The following is a 19,092-nucleotide window of genomic DNA, read 5'->3' as shown; positions in this document are numbered from 1 at the left end:
AAAGAAAAAACGCGGATCGAGCGATCGATCCGCGTTTTTTTATGGCTGCCAGCCGGAGCCGGATGCGCCGGGGGAAGCCCCGGCGGCCGGATCGTTACGAGCCGGTCTTGCGTGCCGTCGTTTTGCGAGCGGCTGTCTTGGTCGCGGTCTTGGCGGCGGTCTTGCGAGCCGGTGCCGGTTTCTCTTCGGCGCCTTCCGTCACGGTTTCGGCATCCGTCGTCGCCGACTTTGCCGTCTTCTTCGCGGCGGCCTTCGGTTCCTTCTTCTCGAACTCGAAGCCGATCTTGCCGTCCGGCTGCTTCACGAGGAAGGCCTTGAAGTTGCGGCCCGTGCGCGACGACTTGAAGTTCGGCAGCAGATCCGTGCGGCCGTCGGCCAGCAGCTTGCCCATCTGCTCGCGCGTGATTTCCTGCTGCAGGATCACCTTGCCCGAGCGGAAGTCGCAGGTCTTCGGGTTGGCCACCGAGTGCTCGCACACGTAGCTCATCCCGTGCTCGAACACGCGGCCCTTGCACTTCGGGCACGCACCGACCGGCTCCTGCGCGGAGAAATCGGGCGCCTCGCCTTCCTCACCACCCGTGTCCTGGCCGAAATCGAACTCGAGCTTGTAGTTCTTCGTCTCGTCGTCGAAGGACAGCTTGAGGATCGCCGAGAACGGGCGGCCCATCTTGCTGCGGAAGCCGGACAGCGGGCCAATCGTCTTCTCGCGCAGCAGTTCCTCGACTTCCGCGATCTCGAACTGCCGGCTGCCCGGGATCTTCGAGATCGAGAACTCGCACTTCGTGCACGCGAAGCGGCGGTAGTTTTCCTTCACCTGGCCGCCGCAGTTCGGGCACGGCGTCTCGAGCGTCGCGTAATCGCCGGGGATCGTGTCGGAATCGTATTCCTTCGCGCGCTTGACGATCTGCTGCGTCATGCGGGCGATTTCCTGCATGAACGCTTCACGCCCGAGGTTGCCGCGCTCCATCTGCGACAGCTTGTATTCCCATTCGCCGGTGAGCTCGGGCGCGGTGAGTTCCTTCACGCCGAGCCCGCGCAGCAGCGTCATCAGCTGGAATGCCTTCGCGGTCGGGATCAGTTCGCGGCCTTCGCGCACGAGGTATTTCTCGCCGAGCAGGCCTTCGATGATCGCCGCGCGCGTGGCCGGCGTGCCGAGGCCCTTCGCGGCCATCGCCTCGCGCAGCTCGTCGTCCTCGACGAGCTTGCCTGCGCCTTCCATCGCGGACAGCAGCGTCGCTTCCGAGTAGCGTGCGGGCGGCTTCGTGACGAGCGCGACGGCGGCGATTTCGTCCGTCTTCACCTTCTCGTCCTTCTGCACCGGCACCAGGTTCGCATCCGCGCCTTCGGCGTCGCGGCCGTACACCTGCAGCCAGCCCGGCTCGACGAGCACCTTGCCTTCGGTCTTGAAGTGATGGCCGGCGACTTCGGTGATCCGCGTCGTGACGCGGAATTCAGCGGCCGGGAAGAACACGGCGAGGAAGCGCTTCACGACCATGTCGTACAGCTTCTGCTCCGGCTCGGACAGCGACTTCGGCGCCTGCAGCGTCGGGATGATTGCAAAGTGGTCGCTGATCTTCGAGTTGTCGAAGATCCGCTTGTTCGGCTTCACCCAGCCCTTGTCGAGCACCTGCTTCGCATGCGGCAGGTAGTTGTTGCTCTCCTTCAGCATCTCGAGCGTGGACTCGACCGTCGACAGGTAGTCTTCCGGCAGTGCGCGCGCGTCGGTACGCGGGTAGGTCAGCACCTTGTGCTTTTCATACAGCGCCTGCGCAAGGCCGAGCGTGTTCTTCGCGGAGAAGCCGAAGCGGCTGTTCGCTTCGCGCTGCAGGCTCGTCAGGTCGAACAGCAGCGGCGACAGTTGCGTCGACGGCTTCGATTCCTCGGAGACCGTGCCGACGTGGTCGCGACATGCGGCGACGATCGTTTCGGCAGCCGGCAGGCTCCACAGGCGGGAGTCGCGCTTTTCCGGATCGAATTCGTCGCGCTTGAATTTCGGGTCGTACCACTTGCCTTCGTAGAAGCCGCCCGCGCACGCGAACTCGGCCTTCACTTCCCAGTAGTCGCGCGGGATGAAGCGGCGAATTTTCTCTTCGCGTTCGACGACGATCGACAACGTTGGCGTCTGAACGCGGCCAACCGTCGTCAGGAAGAAGCCGCCGCCCTTGCTGTTGAACGCGGTCATCGCGCGGGTGCCGTTGATCCCGACCAGCCAGTCGGCTTCCGAGCGGCAGCGTGCGGCGTCGGCGAGCGGCAGCATGTCCGCGTCGCTGCGCAGGTTCGCGAAGCCGTCGCGGATCGCCTGCGGGGTCATCGACTGCAGCCACAGGCGCTGGACCGGCTGCTTCGCTTTCGCGTGCTGCGCGATCAGGCGGAAAATCAGCTCGCCCTCGCGCCCCGCGTCACATGCGTTGATCAGGCGGTCGACATCCTTGCGCTTCAACAGCTTGGTGAGCACCTTGAGGCGCGACTCGCTTTTTGCGATCGGGTTCAGGTCGAAATGCGGGGGGATGACGGGCAGATGCGCGAAGCTCCATTTCCCGCGCTTGACCTCGTACTCTTCCGGGGCGGCGATTTCCAGCAGGTGGCCGACAGCGGACGAAAGGACGAAATCGTCGCTTTCGTAATACTCGTCATGCTTGGTAAAGCCGCCCAAAGCGCGTGCGATGTCGTTCGCGACAGAAGGCTTTTCCGCAATGATCAGTGCTTTGGACATGACAGGTGTGTGTTGGTAGACCGGGTTCGCCGGTTGTGGGTCCCTTTTACGACCGCTTTATAGCACACGCCGCAGCGATGGCGGCTCAGCGTGCAAAAAGCGGCTCATCATAGAGGGGGGCCGCAACGGCGGCAAGCGCCCGGCGCGGCGGGGCGCGCAAACGCGCGCAAAACCACCGGGCCGGCTCGCGAATTCAGGCTTCGACGGTCAGGACGTTGCGCAATTTCGGTGCGTGCGGCGCACCGGGTACCGCGCTCAGGTCGGACAGCATCCGTTCGACGATCGCCGCATGCGGCAGCACCGTGCCGAAGAAGCGGGCGGTGTGGGTATCTTCGATCAGGATCGTCGGGAAGTTCTCGACGTCGAGATCGTCGAGCTGGTCGGCATGCGTTTCGATGTCGATCCAGGCGAAGCAGGCGTCAGGATGCGCGTCGGCGAGCTGGTCGAAGGCCGTCCGGTAGTCGCGGCACGTGCCGCACCACTCGGCGCACAGGCAGGCGACCAGCAACGTGCCGGGATCGGCGAGGCGCTCGGCGATCCGATCCGCATCGGTGTCGAGATTCAGCGCGGGCATGGGTTTCCTTGGGTATCGTCGGCGGCTTGGCCGCCCCTATGCGGGGGAATGTAGCACGCCGTGCACGGGCGGGGTGCGCGCCGCGTCAAGCCGCGCGAAGCGTCCGCCGGGGAGGCTGGCGACGCGGCCGGCCAGTTCCAGTGCAAGCAGCGCGCGATGCAGCACGTCGTCAGGCAGGCCGCTGTGCTCGGTCAACCATTCGTACGTAACGGGGCCGTATCCCAATGCGGCCAGCACGGCCTGTTCGGACGGGCTGGCGGGCAGCGGTGGCGCCGGTGCTTCGTCCCGGACGGGCGCGATGGCTGGAACGGCGCCGCCAGTTTCGATGACCCCGGTAGCGGCACGCCGAGTGGCGGCTTCGGTATCGCGGAGGTCGCCGGCGTTTGCGCCCGGATGCCCGGAGCACGCGGCACCGCCCGCTACGCCAGCTTTCGGTTCGCCCAGCCCGTATTCCTCGAGCACGTCGAGCGGCGCCGCCGTCAGCTTCGCGCCATCGCGGATCAGTGCGTGGCAGCCCTGCGCGAGCGGCGCGTGGATCGAGCCCGGTAGTGCGAATACATCGCGCCCCAGTTCGTTCGCGAGCCGCGCGGTGATCAGCGAGCCGGAGCGCGGGGCTGCCTCGACGACGAGCGCGCCGATCGCGAGCGCGGCGATCAGCCGATTGCGCTGCGGGAAGTGCGCGGCGCGGGCGGGCGTGCCGAGCGGCCATTCCGACACGATCGCGCCGTGTGCGGCGATCTCGTGGGCGAGCGCGCGGTGCCGTGCCGGATAGACGAGATCGGCGCCCGTCGCGATCACCGCGACCGTACCCGACCGGCCGTCGAGCCCGCCGCGATGCGCGGCGCCGTCGATCCCGAGCGCGAGGCCCGACACGATCGGCAGCCCGGCGTCGGACAGCTCGCGTGCGAAGCGCGTCGCGTCGGCGAGCCCCTGCGGCGTTGCGTGACGGCTGCCGACCACGGCGAGCCCGCGCGCGTGCAGCAGGTCGAGCCGGCCCTTTACATATAGCAACGGCGGCGGATCGTGCAGGTCGCGCAGCCGTGGCGGGTAGGCCGGATCGTTGAGCGTGACGAGCGCATTGCCCGGTGCGTCGAGCCAGGCGAGCACGGCGTCGGTGCGCGCGTCGAGACCGTCGCGCTCGCTCGCGCGCACGGCCAGGGCGGCGGCGGGGCTGGTGACGGTGGCGATGGCCTGGTCGGAGGCGCGCAGCAGCGCGTCCGGCGAGCCGAACGCATCGAGCAGTGCCTGCAGCACGGCGGGGGCGAGGCCGGGCGCATGCGCGAGCTGCAGCCACGCGCGCAGTGCGGAGGTGGTCAGCGCTTGCGGCGACATGAGGCGCCCCTCGAATGCGGTGACCAGCGGACCGCGTGGCGCCATGATAAAATTTTCATCATCCGAAATACTCGACAGGGCCGCGCGCGCAGGCGCCCGGCCGATTGCAGGAGGCATGATCCGCGGCATTGATTCGCCGCGCGTCCGCCTCATCTTCATTGCATCCCGGCAGCAGCGCCAGCCGGCCGGATGGCCGATGCGGCACGCCGCTCCACCGAATACCGAACGCCATGGCTTTACTCAATATTCTTCATTACCCCGACAAGCGGCTGCACAAGGTCGCGAAGCCCGTCGACAAGGTCGACGACCGGATCCGCAAGCTCGTCGCCGACATGGCCGAGACCATGTACGCGGCACCGGGCATCGGCCTTGCGGCCACGCAGGTCGACGTGCACGAGCGCGTGATCGTGATCGACGTCTCCGAGGAGAAGAACGAGCTGCGCGCGTTCATCAACCCCGAGATCGTGTGGTCGAGCGACGAGAAGCAGATCTATGAAGAGGGCTGCCTGTCGGTGCCCGGCATCTACGACGAAGTCGAGCGTCCCGATCACGTGCGCGTGCGTGCGCTCAACGAGCAGGGCGAGGCCTTCGAGCTGGACTGCGAGGGCCTGCTGGCCGTGTGCGTCCAGCACGAGATGGATCACCTGATGGGGCGCGTGTTCGTCGAATACCTGTCGCCGCTCAAGCAGACGCGCATCAAGACGAAGATGAAGAAACTCGAACGCGCGATGTGACGCGCGTTCACCCTGCCCGACCCCGAACGATGTCATGACCCATACGTTGCGCGTAGTTTTTGCCGGCACGCCGGAATTCGCCGCGGCTGCCCTCGCCGCGATCCACGAGGCCGGTTTTCCGGTGCCGCTCGTGCTCACCCAGCCCGATCGTCCTGCCGGGCGCGGGATGAAACTGCAGGCGAGCGCGGTGAAGCGCTACGCCGTCGAGCACGGGATGCCCGTTGCGCAGCCGACGTCGCTGCGCCGCGCGGGCAAGTACCCGGTGGAGGCGGCCGATGCGATCGAGCTGCTGCGCACGACCCCGCATGACGTAATGGTGGTCGCCGCATACGGCCTGCTGCTGCCGCAGGAAGTGCTCGACATTCCGCGCGACGGCTGCATCAACATTCACGCGTCGCTGCTACCGCGCTGGCGCGGCGCCGCGCCGATCCACCGTGCGATCGAGGCCGGCGACGCCGAGACGGGCGTCACGCTGATGCAGATGGATATCGGCCTCGACACCGGCGCGATGATCGAGGAGGCACGCGTTGCGATCGCGCCCGACGAGACGACCGCGACCCTGCACGACCGACTCGCTGCCGAAGGCGCGCGACTGATCGTCGACGCGCTCGTGCAGCTCGAGCGCGACGGCGCGCTGCCCGCGACGCCGCAGCCGGCCGACGGCGTGACCTATGCGGAAAAGATCGGCAAGCACGAAGCGGCGCTCGACTGGCGCAAGCCTGCCGACGTGCTTGCACGCCAGGTGCGTGCGTTCGATCCGTTCCCGGGCGGCGTCGCGACGCTCGACGGCGCGGCGATCAAGCTGTGGGCGGCCGAGCCCGTGGCGGCGCGCGGCGACGCGCTGCCCGGCACGGTCGTCGAAGCCGCGCCGGAAGGTGTGATCGTCGCGTGCGGCAGCGGTGCGCTGCGCGTCACGCAGTTGCAGAAGCCGGGTGGCAAGCGGCTGCCCGCGCGCGAATTCCTGGCCGGCTCGCCGCTCGCCGCGGGCCAGCGTTTTGCGCTGACTGACGTTGCCTGAAGCGGCCTGACTGTCATTCGACACGGCCTGCCGGACGTGCGCAATCGGCCGGAGGGCCGAGTCGCGCGGTGCGGCAGGCGCGCGTAGAATTTCCCTGCGCTTTCCGGTTTTGAGGTTTTCATGTTCGGCATCACCCATTTCGGCTTCTTCGTGCTGGCAGTCTTCCTGCTGAACGTCACGCCCGGCCCCGATACGGCTTATATCGTCGGCCGCAGCGTCGCGCAGGGCCGCGGCGCGGGGCTGATGTCGGCACTCGGCATTTCGGCCGGCTGCTGCGTTCACGCGCTCGCCTGCGCATTCGGCCTGACCGCTCTGCTCGCGGCGTCGGCGGCCGCGTTCACGGTGATCAAGCTGGTCGGCGCCGCCTACCTGATCTACCTCGGCGTGCGGATGATCATCGCGAAGCAGGCGGCCGAGCCGTCGGGCACGGCCGCCACGCAAGCCGCGAAGCCGCTTCGCCAACTGTTCATGCAGGGCTTCTGGACCAACGTGCTGAACCCGAAGGTCGTGCTGTTCTTCGTGTCGTTTTTCCCGCAGTTCGTGACGGCCGACAGCCCGCACAAGGCATGGGCGTTCCTGACCCTCGGTGGCGTGTTCGTCGCCATGAGCACGGGGTGGACCAGCCTGGTCGCCTGGGTCGCGGGCAGTGTCACGGCGCGCTTTTCCGGCAAGCCGGGCGTCAAGAAATGGCTCGACCGCACGGTCGGCAGCGCTTTCGTCGGCCTCGGCCTTCGTCTTGCAGCATCGCAACGCTGAGATTGAATTTTTCCGGCAAGACCTTATCTAACAAATCGCTTACAATTTTCCGCCGTGCCCTTTGATGTGCGGCGGGTCCCCTGACGGATAAGGAGTGGGTATGTTCAATTGGGTCAAAACGGCGATGCTGATGGCCGCGATCACGGCCCTGTTCATCGTGATCGGCGGGATGATCGGCGGCTCGCGCGGCATGACGATTGCGCTGCTGTTCGCGCTCGGCATGAATTTCTTCTCTTACTGGTTCTCGGACAAGATGGTGCTGCGCATGTACAACGCGCAGGAAGTCGACGAGAACACCGCGCCGCAGTTCTACCGGATGGTGCGCGAGCTGGCCACGCGCGCGAACCTGCCGATGCCGCGCGTCTACCTGATCAACGAGGATGCGCCGAACGCGTTCGCGACGGGCCGCAACCCCGAGCATGCGGCGGTTGCCGCGACCACGGGCATCCTGCGCGTGCTGTCGGAGCGCGAGATGCGCGGCGTGATGGCGCACGAGCTCGCGCACGTGAAGCACCGCGACATCCTGATCTCGACGATCACCGCGACGATGGCGGGCGCGATCTCGGCAATCGCGAACTTCGCGATGTTCTTCGGCGGGCGCGACGAGAACGGCCGGCCGGCCAACCCGATCGCGGGTATCGCGGTCGCGCTGCTCGCGCCGATCGCAGGCGCCTTGATCCAGATGGCGATTTCGCGGGCACGCGAGTTCGAGGCCGATCGCGGCGGCGCGCAGATTTCCGGCGATCCGCAATCGCTCGCGACCGCGCTCGACAAGATCCATCGCTATGCGGCGGGCATTCCGTTCCAGGCGGCCGAGCAGCATCCGGCCACCGCACAGATGATGATCATGAACCCGCTGCACGGCGGCGGCCTGCAGAATCTGTTCTCGACGCACCCGGCCACCGAGGAGCGCATCGCGCGCCTGATGGAGATGGCGCGCACCGGCCGCTTCGATTAGGTCACGGCACACCGTGCGGCAGTTGCCGCGCGGGGCCGTCACGCCACCCCGCACGCTTCGCGCTGCGGGGTGTTTCATTTGTGTGTGCCGTAAAGGGGCCAAAGGGCCTGCTGCGTCGCACGCTACAATGCCCGGTTTGGGATCGCAGGGCCACGCGAGCGCCGCGATTCCGCTGTTTGCCGTATTTGTTTGCCGCGCTTGTTTGCCGAATTTGCTCCGATGACACGAACCCGCTCTACCGCTCCGTCTTCTTCCGGCCGCCCGGCGCGCCTGTCCGCGCTGCATCTCGCGCCCGATTCGCTCGGCTTCGCGCTCGACGCGGCTGCGCAGGCGGTCGATGCGGTGCGGCGCGGCACCGCGCTGCCGGCAGCGCTGTCGACGGTATTCGCGCAGATGCCGTCCGGTGCGCAGGCACTTGGGCGCGGGGCGACGCAGGACGTCGCGTATCGGACGATGCGTCGCCTCGGCAGCGCGGACTGGCTGATCGGCCGGTTCATCAGCAAGGCACCGCCCGCGCACGTGCACGCGGTGCTCGCCGGTGCCTTCGCGTTGCTGCTCGACCCGCCGGACGAAGCCGCGTATCCGGCGTTCACGGTGGTCGACCAGGCCGTGACCGTGATTGGCGCACGCCGCGAATATGCGTTCGCGAAGGGCATGGTCAACGCGGTGTTGCGCCGTTTCCTGCGTGAGCGCGACGCGCTCGTCGCGGCGCTGCAGGACGATGTCGTCGCGCGCTGGAACTACCGCGCATGGTGGGTCGATTCGGTGAAGCGCGCATGGCCCGATGCATGGCAGGCGATCCTCGCGGCCGGCGAGCGCCAGGGGCCGTTGACGTTGCGCGTGAATGCGCGCCGCGCGAGCGTCGACGCGTATCTCGATACGCTGCGCGCGAACGGGATCGAAGCGACCGCGATCGGCCGGCATGCGGTGCGGCTCGCGTCGGCGCTGCCGGTCGATCGCATTCCGGGGTTTGCCGACGGCGTCGTGTCGGTGCAGGACGCCGGCGCGCAGCTCGCAGCCGAATGGCTCGGCGCGCGCGACGGCATGCGCGTGCTCGACGCATGCGCGGCGCCCGGCGGCAAGACCGGCCATATTCTCGAACTCGCCGATGCGGAAGTCGTCGCGCTGGAAAGCGACGCGGCGCGTGCGGCACGGATCGGCGAGAACCTCGTGCGGCTGGCGCTCGAAGCGGACGTGCGCGTCGGCGATGCGGGTGCACCTGACGCGTGGTACGACGGGCGTCCGTTCGACCGCATCCTGGCCGATGTGCCGTGCTCGGCGTCGGGCATCGTGCGTCGGCACCCCGACATTCGCTGGCTGCGCCGCGAGGCCGACATTCCGGCGCTGGTCGCGGAACAGCGCCGCATCCTGTCGGCGTTGTGGCCGCTCGTGAAGCCGGGCGGCGAACTGCTTTACGTGACCTGTTCGGTCTTCCCGGAAGAAGGGGAATTGCAGGCCCGCTGGTTTGAAGCGGCCTGTGAAGATGCGGTACGATTGGACGCCCCCGGCCAGCTGCTGCCGGGCAGCGTGCAGGGAGGGGCGGCCGCCGGCGCACTCGACCACAACACCGATCACGACGGATTTTTCTACGCGCGGTTTCAGAAACGGTGACGATCAAACACCTTTTTCCACTTCGGCTCGCGGCCGTCCTGATGGTCGCGTTGACGCTGTGCCTGGCCGTCGTCCGGCCGGCGCATGCCGAGTCGGTCGCCGTGCAGCGCGCGTCGCTCCAGTCCGACGGAAGCGGCTGGAGCCTCGACGCCCGCTTCGATTTCGAGCTGAACCCGAACCTCGAGGATGCCGTCAACAAAGGCATTCCGCTGTATTTCACGACCGACTTCGAGTTGAGTCGTGCGCGCTGGTACTGGTTCGACGAGCAGCCGGTGGCGGTGACGCAGACGATCCGCCTGTCGTTCCAGCCGCTCACGCGCGAGTATCGCGTGTCGACGGGCGGCCTGCAGCTCGGCTTCCCGTCGCTGAAGGACGCGCTCGCGGTCGTCCGGCACATCACGTCGTGGCACGTGATCGATCGCAACCAGGTGCGCTCGGGCGAAACCTACACGGCATCTGTGCGGATGCAGCTCGATACGGCGTTGATGCCGAAGCCATTCCAGGTTGACGCCGTGAACAACCGCGACTGGACGCTCGGGTCGGACTGGAAGCGCTTCAACTTCACGGTGACCGAACGTGCTAAATAAAGTGCGCCGCGCGGCCAGCGGGAAGAGCCTCCTCGTTCGCGTCATCGTTTCGACCGTTGCGCTTACCGCGCTGCTGCTGCTCGTGCTGCTCGCAGCCGCGAGCGCTAACACCGAATTCTTCGACCGCTATTACTCGTGGCTGTACGCGACGAACATCGTCGTCGCGCTCGTGTTCCTGCTCGTGGTGCTCGGGCTGATCGGGATGATCGTCGTGCGCCTGAGGAGGGGCAAGTTCGGCACGCGGCTGCTCGCGAAGCTCGCGGTGTTCTTCGCGCTGGTCGGCGTGGTGCCGGGCGGGATCATCTACATCGTGTCGTACCAGTTCGTGTCGCGCAGCATCGAGTCGTGGTTCGACGTGAACGTCGAGACGGCGCTGACGGCCGGCCTGAACCTCGGCCGCGGGATGCTCGATGCTTCGCTGTCCGATCTGCAGACGAAGGCGCGGCTGATGTCCGACCAGCTCGCGAGCGTCGATGCGAATACGAACGGCACGACGCTCACGCTGCTGCGGTTGCGCGACCAGTTCGGCGTGCAGGACGCGACGATCGTCGAGCCGAGCCGCGGCGGCTCGGGTGCGGCGCCCGACCTGCACATCGTTGCGCAGGCATCGGGCAATTTCGCGGCGCTGATTCCGGACGACCTGCCGACGCCGCTAATGCTGAACCAAGCGCGCGAACATGGCGCATACGCGGCGATCGAGGGCGAAGTCGACGGCGACCCGCGCGCGCACGGCGCGAAGGGGGCGCTGCGGTTGCGCGTCGTGCGGCCGATTCCCGACGCAACGACGTCGCTGCTGCAGCCGGCGGAACGCTTCCTGCAGCTCACGCAGCCGGTGCCGCCCACCCTTGCCCACAACGCGGACGCGGTGCAGCGCGCGTATCGCGAGTATCAGGAAAAGGCGCTCGGCCGCACGGGGCTGCGCAAGATGTACATCGGCACGCTGACGCTCGCGCTGTTCCTCGCGACCTTCATCGCGATGATGCTTGCGCTCGCGCTCGGTCAGCAGCTCGCGCGGCCGCTGTTCCTGCTCGCGCAGGGCACGAAGGAGGTCGCGGAAGGCGACTACACGCCGAAGCGAGAGATCAAGACGCGCGACGAGCTCGGCTTCCTCACGCAGTCATTCAACGCGATGACGCGCCAGTTGTCCGAGGCGCGGCTCGCGGTCGAGAAGAACCGCGTCGCGCTCGAGCATTCGAAGACGTATCTCGAGAGCATCCTCGCGAACCTGACGGCCGGCGTGTTCGTGCTCGACCGCCAGTTCCGGCTGACGACGGCCAATCGCGGCGCCGAGCGGATCTTCCGGCAGCCGTTCAACGCGCTGATCGGCACGACGCTCGACCGGATCGGCATGGCCGCCGGGTTCGGCGCGATGGTGCGCAAGGCGTTCGCCGATCGCGAAGCAGCGTCCGACGGCGGCAGCGGCGATCACGGCCACTGGCAGCAGCAGTTCGCGATCGAGGTGCCGGGCGAAGCCGATCCGCTGACTTTGCTCGTGCGCGGCACGCGCCTCGTGTCGACCGTCGAGGGGCAGGCCGACGATCCGCAGACGTCCGGTTACGTCGTCGTGTTCGACGACATCTCCGACGTGATTTCCGCGCAGCGTTCGGTCGCGTGGGGCGAGGTCGCGCGCCGGCTCGCGCACGAGATCAAGAATCCGCTGACGCCTATTCAGCTGTCGGCGGAGCGGCTGCAGATGAAGCTGTCCGACAAGCTCGACCCGCCCGACGCCGATGTGCTCAAGCGCGGCGCGACGATGATCGTCAACCAGGTGGCCGCGATGAAGCGCATGGTCGACGATTTCCGCGAATACGCGCGCACGCCGCCGGCCGTGCTTTCGAATCTGCAGTTGAACGAACTGGCGAGCGAGGTGCTCGGGCTGTACGGTGTCGGCGAAGGCAAGAGCGCGATCGTCGCCGAACTCGCACCGTCGCTACCGGTGATACGCGGTGACGCGACGCAACTGCGCCAGGTGATTCACAACTTGCTGCAGAATGCGCAGGATTCGGTCGCGGAGTCGGCGCATCCGCGTGTGTTGATCGAAACCAAGACAGTAGAATATGGCGATCCCGACGCCGAGGGCAAAACGCGCGTCGCGGTACGTCTTACCGTGTCCGACAACGGGCCCGGTTTTCCGGCGCGCATCCTGACCCGCGCGTTCGAGCCTTACGTAACGACGAAGGCGAAGGGCACGGGGCTGGGGTTGGCCACGGTCAAGAAAATCGTCGATGAGCACGGTGCGCGGATCGATCTGCGCAATCGCATGCACGGCGAGACCGTCGAGGGTGCGCAGGTGTCGATCCTGTTCCTGCAGATGGCGAGCGATGCGCCAGGCGCCGAATCGGGCGTGCAGGACGGGGCGGCCCCCGCCAAGACAAAAGCAAGTGAGCAGACAAAGGCAGCGTAAATGGCAACCATCCTGGTGGTAGATGATGAAATGGGCATCCGGGAATTGCTCTCGGAGATCCTCAGCGATGAAGGACATGTCGTCGAGGCGGCGGAGAACGCGCAGGCCGCGCGGGAATACCGGTTGAATCAGGCGCCCGATCTCGTGCTGCTCGATATCTGGATGCCGGATACCGACGGCGTGACGTTGCTCAAGGAGTGGGCGGCGCAGGGGCTGCTGACGATGCCCGTGATCATGATGTCCGGGCACGCGACGATCGATACGGCCGTCGAGGCGACGAAGATCGGCGCGCTCGATTTCCTCGAGAAGCCCATCGCGCTGCAGAAGCTGCTGAAGTCCGTCGAGCACGGCCTCGCACGCGGTGCGGCGCCGGTGTCCGCGAACGCGGCGGCGAAGGTCGGCGCGGGGCAGGCGGCAGGGCCCGCGGCGGTTGCCTCCGCGGCCGCGCTGCCGACGCTCGGCGAAGACATGGCTTCGGCACTGGGCCTCGCGGGCCAGACGGCCGCGATCCCGTTCGACATCCCGTTGCGCGAAGCGCGCGATGCGTTCGAGCGTGCGTACTTCGAGTATCATCTCGCACGCGAAAACGGCAGCATGACGCGCGTCGCAGAGAAGACGGGCCTCGAGCGCACGCACCTGTATCGCAAGCTCAAGCAGCTCGGTGTCGAGCTCGGCAAGAAGCCGTCCGAAGGCGCCGTATAAAATATTTTGCGAAAGTACTTGCTCAAGTGAAGAAGGGTCGCTATACTTTCTCTTCTTCGTTGGCCCGGTAGCTCAGTTGGTAGAGCAGCGGATTGAAAATCCGCGTGTCGATGGTTCGATTCCGTCCCAGGCCACCAGAATTAAAACCCCAAGAATCGGAAGGTTCTTGGGGTTTTTCGTTTGTGGTGGGGTTTGCGTGATGAGTGGTGTGGGGCGGCTGCCCGGCAGCATTCGTGTGGGCGTGATAAAATCCGTGCCCGCTCAATAACTTAGCGCATCGCTTCATGCGCACGGCAGGCTGCCAGCGTGGCGCCGTCGTGGCGCGCGGCAACGATGCCGCGCGATGGGCGGTATAAGCGCTCCGCCGCGTTCGCGGCCGATTGCGCTGCCTATACTGGTCGAGCCGGCCCAGGCCGGCACGCGTCGGGCCGCCCGGCGGCAGCCGGCCCCGGGGCGCAGCGCGACGCGAGCCTACACATTCACGGAGTATCACGGTGATTCGGACAGACGCTAAAGACGGCGCGCTCGTGTTGTTTTCCGGCGGGCAGGACTCGGCCACGTGCGTGGCATGGGCCCTCGAACGCTACCAGACGGTCGAGACGCTCGGCTTCGATTACGGCCAGCGCCACCGCGTCGAGCTCGAATGTCGCGAAGGCGTGCGCGAAGCGCTGAAGCGTGATTTTCCCGCCTGGTCGGACCGGCTCGGCGACGATCACATGATCGACCTGTCGGTGCTCGGCGCGATCAGCGATACCGCGATGACGCGCACGATCGAGATCGAGACGGCGGCGAACGGCCTGCCGAACACGTTCGTGCCGGGCCGCAACCTGATGTTCATGACGATCGCCGCGGCGATCGCCTATCGCCGCGGGCTGCGCGTGCTGGTCGGCGGGATGTGCGAGACCGACTTCTCGGGCTATCCCGATTGCCGCGACGACACGATGAAGGCGCTGCAGGTCGCGCTGAACCTCGGGATGGACACGCGCGTCGTGCTCGAGACGCCGCTGATGTGGCTCGACAAGGCGCAAACCTGGCAGCTCGCCGAACAACTCGGCGGCGAAGCGCTCGTCGAACTGATCCGCGTCGAGACGCACACCTGCTACGTGGGCGAGCGCGCGGAACTGCACGAGTGGGGCTTCGGCTGCGGCGAATGCCCGGCCTGCAAGCTGCGCAAGCGCGGCTACGAGGCCTACCTGAAGGGTGAACGCGTGACCGAAGCGCCGCTGTGAAGCGCGCCGCGGCACGGTGAATGAACAACGGATTCCGATCCGGATTTTGATCGATAACGAGCGGCGCGAGCCGGACGAAGCACGATGACTTACGCGGTCAAGGAAATTTTCTACACGTTGCAGGGCGAGGGCGCGAACGCAGGCCGGCCGGCCGTGTTCTGCCGGTTCGCCGGCTGCAATCTGTGGTCGGGCCGCGAAGAGGATCGTGCGGAGGCCGTGTGCCGCTTCTGCGATACCGACTTCGTCGGCACCGACGGCGAGAACGGCGGCAAGTTCAAGGACGCCGAAGCGCTCGTCGCGACGATCGCCGGCCTGTGGCCGGAGGGCGAGGCGCACCGCTTCGTCGTCTGCACGGGCGGCGAGCCGATGCTGCAGCTCGACCAGCCGCTCGTCGACGCGCTGCACGCGGCCGGCTTCGAGATCGCGATCGAGACCAACGGCTCGCTGCCGGTGCTCGAATCGATCGACTGGATCTGCGTGAGCCCGAAGGCCGACGCGCCGCTCGTCGTCACGAAGGGCAACGAACTGAAGGTTGTGATCCCGCAGGACAACCAGCGGCTGGCCGAGTACGCGAAGCTCGACTTCGAGTATTTCCTCGTCCAGCCGATGGACGGCCCGTCGCGCGACCTCAACACGAAGCTCGCGATCGACTGGTGCAAGCGTCATCCGCAGTGGCGGCTGTCGATGCAGACCCACAAATATCTGAACATTCCCTGAGCCACGGCTTTTGACATCGTGCTGATTACCCGAAAACTCGAATTCGACGCGGGCCACCGCATTCCCGATCACCGCAGCCAGTGCCGGAATCTGCATGGTCATCGCTACGTGCTCGAAGTCACGCTGCGCGGCGATCTCGTCGATACCGAGGGGGCGCCCGACCGCGGCATGGTGATGGATTTCGCCGACGTGAAGGCGCTCGCGATGGAGCACCTGGTCGGCAAGTGGGACCATGCGTTCCTGGTCTATGCGCGCGACGACGTCGTGCGCTCGTTCCTCGAGCAGATGGCCGACCACAAGACGGTCGTGATCGACCGGATCCCGACCGTCGAGAACCTCGCGGCGATTGCGTTCGACATCCTCGCAAGCGTGTACGACGCGCACTACGGCGTGAACCTGCGGCTCGAGCGCGTGCGCCTGTACGAAACGCCGAACTGCTGGGCCGACGTCGAGCGCCAGCCCGGCCGCTGATCCCGCCTTCCGGGCAGCCCCGCCAGCCGGCGCGGGCTGCCTGCCGACGCCGCATCCCGCGGCTTCCCCGTCTCGCTCCCCGTCCGTTTCCACATTCCGCGTAACGCCGCGCTATGATCGTTGCGTGGCGCCGAAAAACGCAGCCGTGCGCCATCGCGCGGCCGGCGCTGTCAGATCGGCCGCCCACGGCCGACCAAGGTTCCAGGGCCCGGTCCTGGCGCCGCCGTGCTTCGCTGCGCGGCGTGTCGCGCTCCGCTTTGCCCGTTGCTTGTCCCGTTCGATTGCCGTTCCGTCCAGGAGGCCGTATCGATGAGCACGCTCACCAATTCCCTCAAACAACGCCTGCGCGACGGCGATGAGCCGCTGTACGGCCTGTGGCTGTCGCTCGGCAGCGACTCGGCCGCGGAAGCGCTCGCGCATGCCGGCTACGACTGGCTCTGCATCGACATGGAGCACGCGCCGAACGACAGCCGCGATGTTGCATCGCAGTTGCGCGCGATCGCCGCCGCCCATCTGCCGAGCGAGCCCGTCGTGCGCGTGCCGGCGCGCGAACCGTGGCTCGTGAAGCGCGCGCTCGATGCGGGCGCGCGCACGCTGATGTTTCCCGGTATCGAGACGCCGGACGACGCCGCGCACGCGGTGCGGCTGACGCGCTATCCGTCGCCCGAATCGCCGGACGGGCTGCGCGGTGTCGCGGGCATGGTGCGCGCGGCGGCGTTCGGCATGCGCCGCGATTACGTGCAGACGGCGAACGCGCAGGTCGCGGTGATCGTGCAGATCGAATCGGCGCGCGGCGTCGACGAAGTCGAGCGGATTGCGGCGCTGCCCGGCGTCGACTGCCTGTTCGTCGGCCCGGCCGATCTCGCGGCGAGCCTCGGGCATCTCGGTGACATCCGCCACCCGGACGTCGAAATCGCGATGGCGCGCGTGCTCGCGGCCGGCCGGCAGGCCGGCGTCGCGGTCGGCATCTTCGCGGGCGACACGGCGGCCGCGCGCCAGTATCGCGAGGCCGGCTACCGGATGATTACGCTGTCGGCCGACGTGACCTGGCTGTTGCGTGCCACGCGGCAGGCGCTGCAGGAGGTGCGGTCATGAACGGTGGCGATGGCGCGTGCCGTGGGTGCGCACGGGGCGCGATCGGGGTGCGTGGGCAGGTCGGCGCGATGCTCGGCCTGTGGGCCGTGTGTATCGCGGCCGCCGCGCAGGGCGCGCCGCAAGCGAAGCCCGATCCGTCGCACGAGACGCAATCGGCGGTCGCCGACTATAACGCCGGCGACTATCGTGCGGCGCTGGTGCAGTTCCACGACGCGGCCGAGCGCGGCGACCGTCTCGCGCAATTCAACTACGCGATGATGCTGCTGACGGGCGAAGGCGTGACGGCGAACGTCGACGAAGGGCTGCGCTGGCTCAAGCGCGCGGCCGACGCAAACATGTCGCATGCGCAGTACGTGTATGGCCGGATGCTCGACGACGGCGAGTTTGTCGCGCGCAATCCGGCCGAAGCGCATCGCTGGTTCCTGCGGGCGGCGAAGCAGGGGCATGTGCAGGCCGAGCTGTCGCTCGCGAACCAGTTCCTCGACGGGCGTGGCACGCCGCGCGACAACCGGCAGGCGTTCGCGTGGTACAAGCAGGCCGCCGACGCGGGCGAGCCGACCGCGCAGTACGTGACCGCGTCGTTCTACGAGCGCGGTGGCGACGGCGTCGCGCAGAACCTGAACATCGCGCGGGCGTATTACGCGGCGGCGGCCGCGCAGGGCGACGAGACGGCCGGGCTGAAATTCAAGGAGCTGAGCGCGCGGCTGAAGGCGCAGGGGCCGGCATCGGGGGGCGGCGCGGAGCCGGGCGGCGCGCATGCGCCGCCGCCGTGAGCGGGGGCGCGCGGCGCGACTGCGTTCGACATGCCTGGTCGAAAAAAACGGCGCCGAGGCGCCGTTTTTCTTTCTGCGATGGGTGCCGCGCGGTCAGCTCTTCATCAGCCGCCGCTGCCGCCCGACGCTCATGATCATCCCGATCGCGATGCCGAGCGTCGTGAGCGCGGTGCCGCCATAACTCATGAACGGCAGCGGCACGCCGACGACCGGCAGCACGCCGCTCACCATCCCGATGTTGACGAACGCGTAGACGAAGAACGCGAGCGTGAGCGAGCCCGCGAGCAGGCGGCCGAACAGCGTCGCGCCCTGCGCGGCGATATAAAGCCCGCGTGCGATCAGCGCCATGTAAAGCGTCAGCAGCACGAGCCCGCCGACGAGCCCCCATTCCTCGGAGAACACCGCGAAGATGAAGTCGGTGTGCTTTTCCGGAATGAATTCGAGGTGCGCCTGCGTGCCTTTCAGGTAGCCCTTGCCGAGCACGCCGCCCGAGCCGATCGCGATCACGGCCTGGATCGTGTGGAAGCCCTTGCCGAGCGGGTCGGAGGTCGGATCGAGCAGCGTACACACGCGGTGCTTCTGGTAGTCGTGCATCAGAGGCCACTGCACTTCGGGCTGGCAGATGCGTTCTTCGAACACGGCGATCGAGCCGACCGCGATCACGCCCGCGACGAGCACCGGCACGATCAGCTTGAACGACAGGCCGGCGAGGTAGATCACGAAGAAGCCGGCCGCGAACACGAGCAGGCCCGTGCCGAGGTCGGGCTGCTTCGCGATCAGCCCGACCGGCACCAGCAGGATCCCGAACGCGGCGACGAAGTCGTACCAGCGCACCCCGCCTTCGCGGCGCTGGTAGTACCACGCGAGCATCAGCGGTGTCGCGATCTTGAGGATTTCCGACGGCTGGATCACGACGCCGACGTTCAGCCAGCGCTTTGCGCCTTTCTTGGTCATCCCGAACAGCGCGACCGCGACCAACAGCGCGACCCCGAACGTGTAGAGCGGGACCGCGAAGCGCATCAGCGTGGTGGGCGGGATGTTGGCGATCACCCACATCAGCACGAACGTCAGCAGGATGTTGCGCAACTGGTCCTCGACGCGGCCCGGCATGTCGATCGCCGCGCTGTACAGCGTGACGATGCCGACGCACAGCAGCAGGAACACGATGAGGGCGAGCGGGCGGTCGAAGCCCGCGAACATCTGCTTGATCTTGTCGAGCCAGGCGCGCTTGTCGAATTGCATGCCTTTCTCCGTTAATGAGCGGTGCCGGCGTCCGCCGCCTTCGCGGGGGCCGTCGCACGGTGGTTGTCGTCGCGCGGCGTGGCGACGAGCGGCTGCGCGTCGCTGGCGGGCCGGTGCGGCCGGTGCGGGCGCCGGATCGGCGGCAGGCTCGCGGCCCTCGGCGCCGCGGCGTTGGC

The 19,092-nt window shown here is 67.4% G+C and carries 17 protein-coding genes and 1 tRNA gene; 14 read left to right on the top strand and 4 right to left on the bottom strand.

What is annotated here, in order from left to right; genetic code table 11:
* Positions 1-94: 94 nt before the first annotated feature.
* From BDO18943_RS34345 to dprA, 3 genes are all read right to left on the bottom strand, one after another.
* Entirely contained in the window at positions 95-2,713 is a 2,619-nt protein-coding gene (locus BDO18943_RS34345) for a DNA topoisomerase III (RefSeq protein WP_175025764.1), read from the bottom strand.
* 193 nt (positions 2,714-2,906) lie between these two features.
* On the bottom strand, positions 2,907-3,287 hold the full coding sequence (locus BDO18943_RS34340) for a thioredoxin family protein (RefSeq protein WP_021159864.1): 381 nt from the start codon (positions 3,285-3,287) through the stop codon (positions 2,907-2,909).
* Positions 3,288-3,323: 36 nt separating this feature from the next.
* Entirely contained in the window at positions 3,324-4,664 is a 1,341-nt protein-coding gene (gene dprA / locus BDO18943_RS34335) for a DNA-processing protein DprA (protein ID WP_235996266.1), read from the bottom strand.
* A gap of 185 nt (positions 4,665-4,849) precedes the next feature.
* Between dprA and def the strand changes: the two genes are divergently transcribed.
* From def to BDO18943_RS34265, 14 genes are all read left to right on the top strand, one after another.
* Positions 4,850-5,353, top strand: coding sequence for a peptide deformylase (gene def / locus BDO18943_RS34330; protein ID WP_048244704.1), 504 nt, complete (start codon positions 4,850-4,852; stop codon positions 5,351-5,353).
* Between the two features lie 34 nt (positions 5,354-5,387).
* Complete coding sequence (fmt, locus tag BDO18943_RS34325) at positions 5,388-6,371, top strand: methionyl-tRNA formyltransferase (protein WP_175025762.1); 984 nt, start codon at positions 5,388-5,390, stop codon at positions 6,369-6,371.
* Positions 6,372-6,491: 120 nt separating this feature from the next.
* Positions 6,492-7,127, top strand: coding sequence for a LysE family translocator (locus BDO18943_RS34320; RefSeq protein WP_175025761.1), 636 nt, complete (start codon positions 6,492-6,494; stop codon positions 7,125-7,127).
* Positions 7,128-7,227: 100 nt separating this feature from the next.
* Positions 7,228-8,085, top strand: coding sequence for a zinc metalloprotease HtpX (htpX, locus tag BDO18943_RS34315; RefSeq protein ID WP_011353570.1), 858 nt, complete (start codon positions 7,228-7,230; stop codon positions 8,083-8,085).
* A 219-nt stretch (positions 8,086-8,304) separates the two neighbouring features.
* A complete protein-coding gene (gene rsmB / locus BDO18943_RS34310; RefSeq protein WP_175025760.1) occupies positions 8,305-9,696 on the top strand; it encodes a 16S rRNA (cytosine(967)-C(5))-methyltransferase RsmB in 1,392 nt (463 codons plus the stop codon).
* Positions 9,693-10,283, top strand: coding sequence for a DUF4390 domain-containing protein (locus BDO18943_RS34305; RefSeq protein WP_175025759.1), 591 nt, complete (start codon positions 9,693-9,695; stop codon positions 10,281-10,283). Before rsmB ends, BDO18943_RS34305 begins: the two co-directional genes overlap by 4 nt.
* Entirely contained in the window at positions 10,273-12,687 is a 2,415-nt protein-coding gene (gene esaS / locus BDO18943_RS34300; RefSeq protein WP_175025758.1) for a sensor histidine kinase EsaS, read from the top strand. The genes BDO18943_RS34305 and esaS overlap by 11 nt, the downstream gene beginning before the upstream one ends.
* Positions 12,688-13,389 carry a response regulator transcription factor EsaR gene (gene esaR / locus BDO18943_RS34295; protein WP_043184737.1) on the top strand — a complete coding sequence of 234 codons (702 nt, stop codon included), beginning with the start codon at positions 12,688-12,690 and terminating at the stop codon, positions 13,387-13,389.
* A 61-nt stretch (positions 13,390-13,450) separates the two neighbouring features.
* A tRNA-Phe gene (locus BDO18943_RS34290) sits at positions 13,451-13,526 on the top strand.
* A gap of 357 nt (positions 13,527-13,883) precedes the next feature.
* On the top strand, positions 13,884-14,618 hold the full coding sequence (queC, locus tag BDO18943_RS34285) for a 7-cyano-7-deazaguanine synthase QueC (RefSeq protein WP_043184736.1): 735 nt from the start codon (positions 13,884-13,886) through the stop codon (positions 14,616-14,618).
* 84 nt (positions 14,619-14,702) lie between these two features.
* On the top strand, positions 14,703-15,335 hold the full coding sequence (gene queE, locus BDO18943_RS34280) for a 7-carboxy-7-deazaguanine synthase (RefSeq protein ID WP_043184735.1): 633 nt from the start codon (positions 14,703-14,705) through the stop codon (positions 15,333-15,335).
* Positions 15,336-15,353: 18 nt separating this feature from the next.
* Positions 15,354-15,806, top strand: coding sequence for a 6-carboxytetrahydropterin synthase QueD (gene queD / locus BDO18943_RS34275; protein ID WP_089451443.1), 453 nt, complete (start codon positions 15,354-15,356; stop codon positions 15,804-15,806).
* Positions 15,807-16,115: 309 nt separating this feature from the next.
* Complete coding sequence (locus BDO18943_RS34270) at positions 16,116-16,901, top strand: HpcH/HpaI aldolase family protein (protein WP_043184733.1); 786 nt, start codon at positions 16,116-16,118, stop codon at positions 16,899-16,901.
* Positions 16,898-17,674, top strand: a complete 777-nt coding sequence (locus BDO18943_RS34265) for a tetratricopeptide repeat protein (protein WP_175025757.1) — start codon at positions 16,898-16,900, stop codon at positions 17,672-17,674. The genes BDO18943_RS34270 and BDO18943_RS34265 overlap by 4 nt, the downstream gene beginning before the upstream one ends.
* 93 nt (positions 17,675-17,767) lie before the next feature.
* Here the strand turns inward: BDO18943_RS34265 and rodA are convergent, their stop codons facing one another.
* The gene (rodA, locus tag BDO18943_RS34260; RefSeq protein WP_043184732.1) at positions 17,768-18,916 is read right to left on the bottom strand and encodes a rod shape-determining protein RodA; all 1,149 of its coding nucleotides are present in this window, start codon (positions 18,914-18,916) and stop codon (positions 17,768-17,770) included.
* Between the last annotated feature and the right edge of the window lie 176 nt (positions 18,917-19,092).

The sequence above is a fragment of the Burkholderia aenigmatica genome (assembly GCF_902499175.1).
In the GTDB taxonomy this organism is placed as follows: domain Bacteria; phylum Pseudomonadota; class Gammaproteobacteria; order Burkholderiales; family Burkholderiaceae; genus Burkholderia; species Burkholderia aenigmatica.
This window is presented reverse-complemented; position numbering and strand designations above follow the sequence as displayed.

Coding starts and splice junctions, on each gene's coding strand:
- BDO18943_RS34345 (WP_175025764.1), bottom strand. CDS start 2,713: ATGTCCAAAGCACTGATCATTGCGGAAAAGCCTTCTGTCGCGAACGAC.
- BDO18943_RS34340 (WP_021159864.1), bottom strand. CDS start 3,287: ATGCCCGCGCTGAATCTCGACACCGATGCGGATCGGATCGCCGAGCGC.
- dprA (WP_235996266.1), bottom strand. CDS start 4,664: ATGGCGCCACGCGGTCCGCTGGTCACCGCATTCGAGGGGCGCCTCATG.
- def (WP_048244704.1), top strand. CDS start 4,850: ATGGCTTTACTCAATATTCTTCATTACCCCGACAAGCGGCTGCACAAG.
- fmt (WP_175025762.1), top strand. CDS start 5,388: ATGACCCATACGTTGCGCGTAGTTTTTGCCGGCACGCCGGAATTCGCC.
- BDO18943_RS34320 (WP_175025761.1), top strand. CDS start 6,492: ATGTTCGGCATCACCCATTTCGGCTTCTTCGTGCTGGCAGTCTTCCTG.
- htpX (WP_011353570.1), top strand. CDS start 7,228: ATGTTCAATTGGGTCAAAACGGCGATGCTGATGGCCGCGATCACGGCC.
- rsmB (WP_175025760.1), top strand. CDS start 8,305: ATGACACGAACCCGCTCTACCGCTCCGTCTTCTTCCGGCCGCCCGGCG.
- esaR (WP_043184737.1), top strand. CDS start 12,688: ATGGCAACCATCCTGGTGGTAGATGATGAAATGGGCATCCGGGAATTG.
- queE (WP_043184735.1), top strand. CDS start 14,703: ATGACTTACGCGGTCAAGGAAATTTTCTACACGTTGCAGGGCGAGGGC.
- BDO18943_RS34270 (WP_043184733.1), top strand. CDS start 16,116: ATGAGCACGCTCACCAATTCCCTCAAACAACGCCTGCGCGACGGCGAT.
- BDO18943_RS34265 (WP_175025757.1), top strand. CDS start 16,898: ATGAACGGTGGCGATGGCGCGTGCCGTGGGTGCGCACGGGGCGCGATC.
- rodA (WP_043184732.1), bottom strand. CDS start 18,916: ATGCAATTCGACAAGCGCGCCTGGCTCGACAAGATCAAGCAGATGTTC.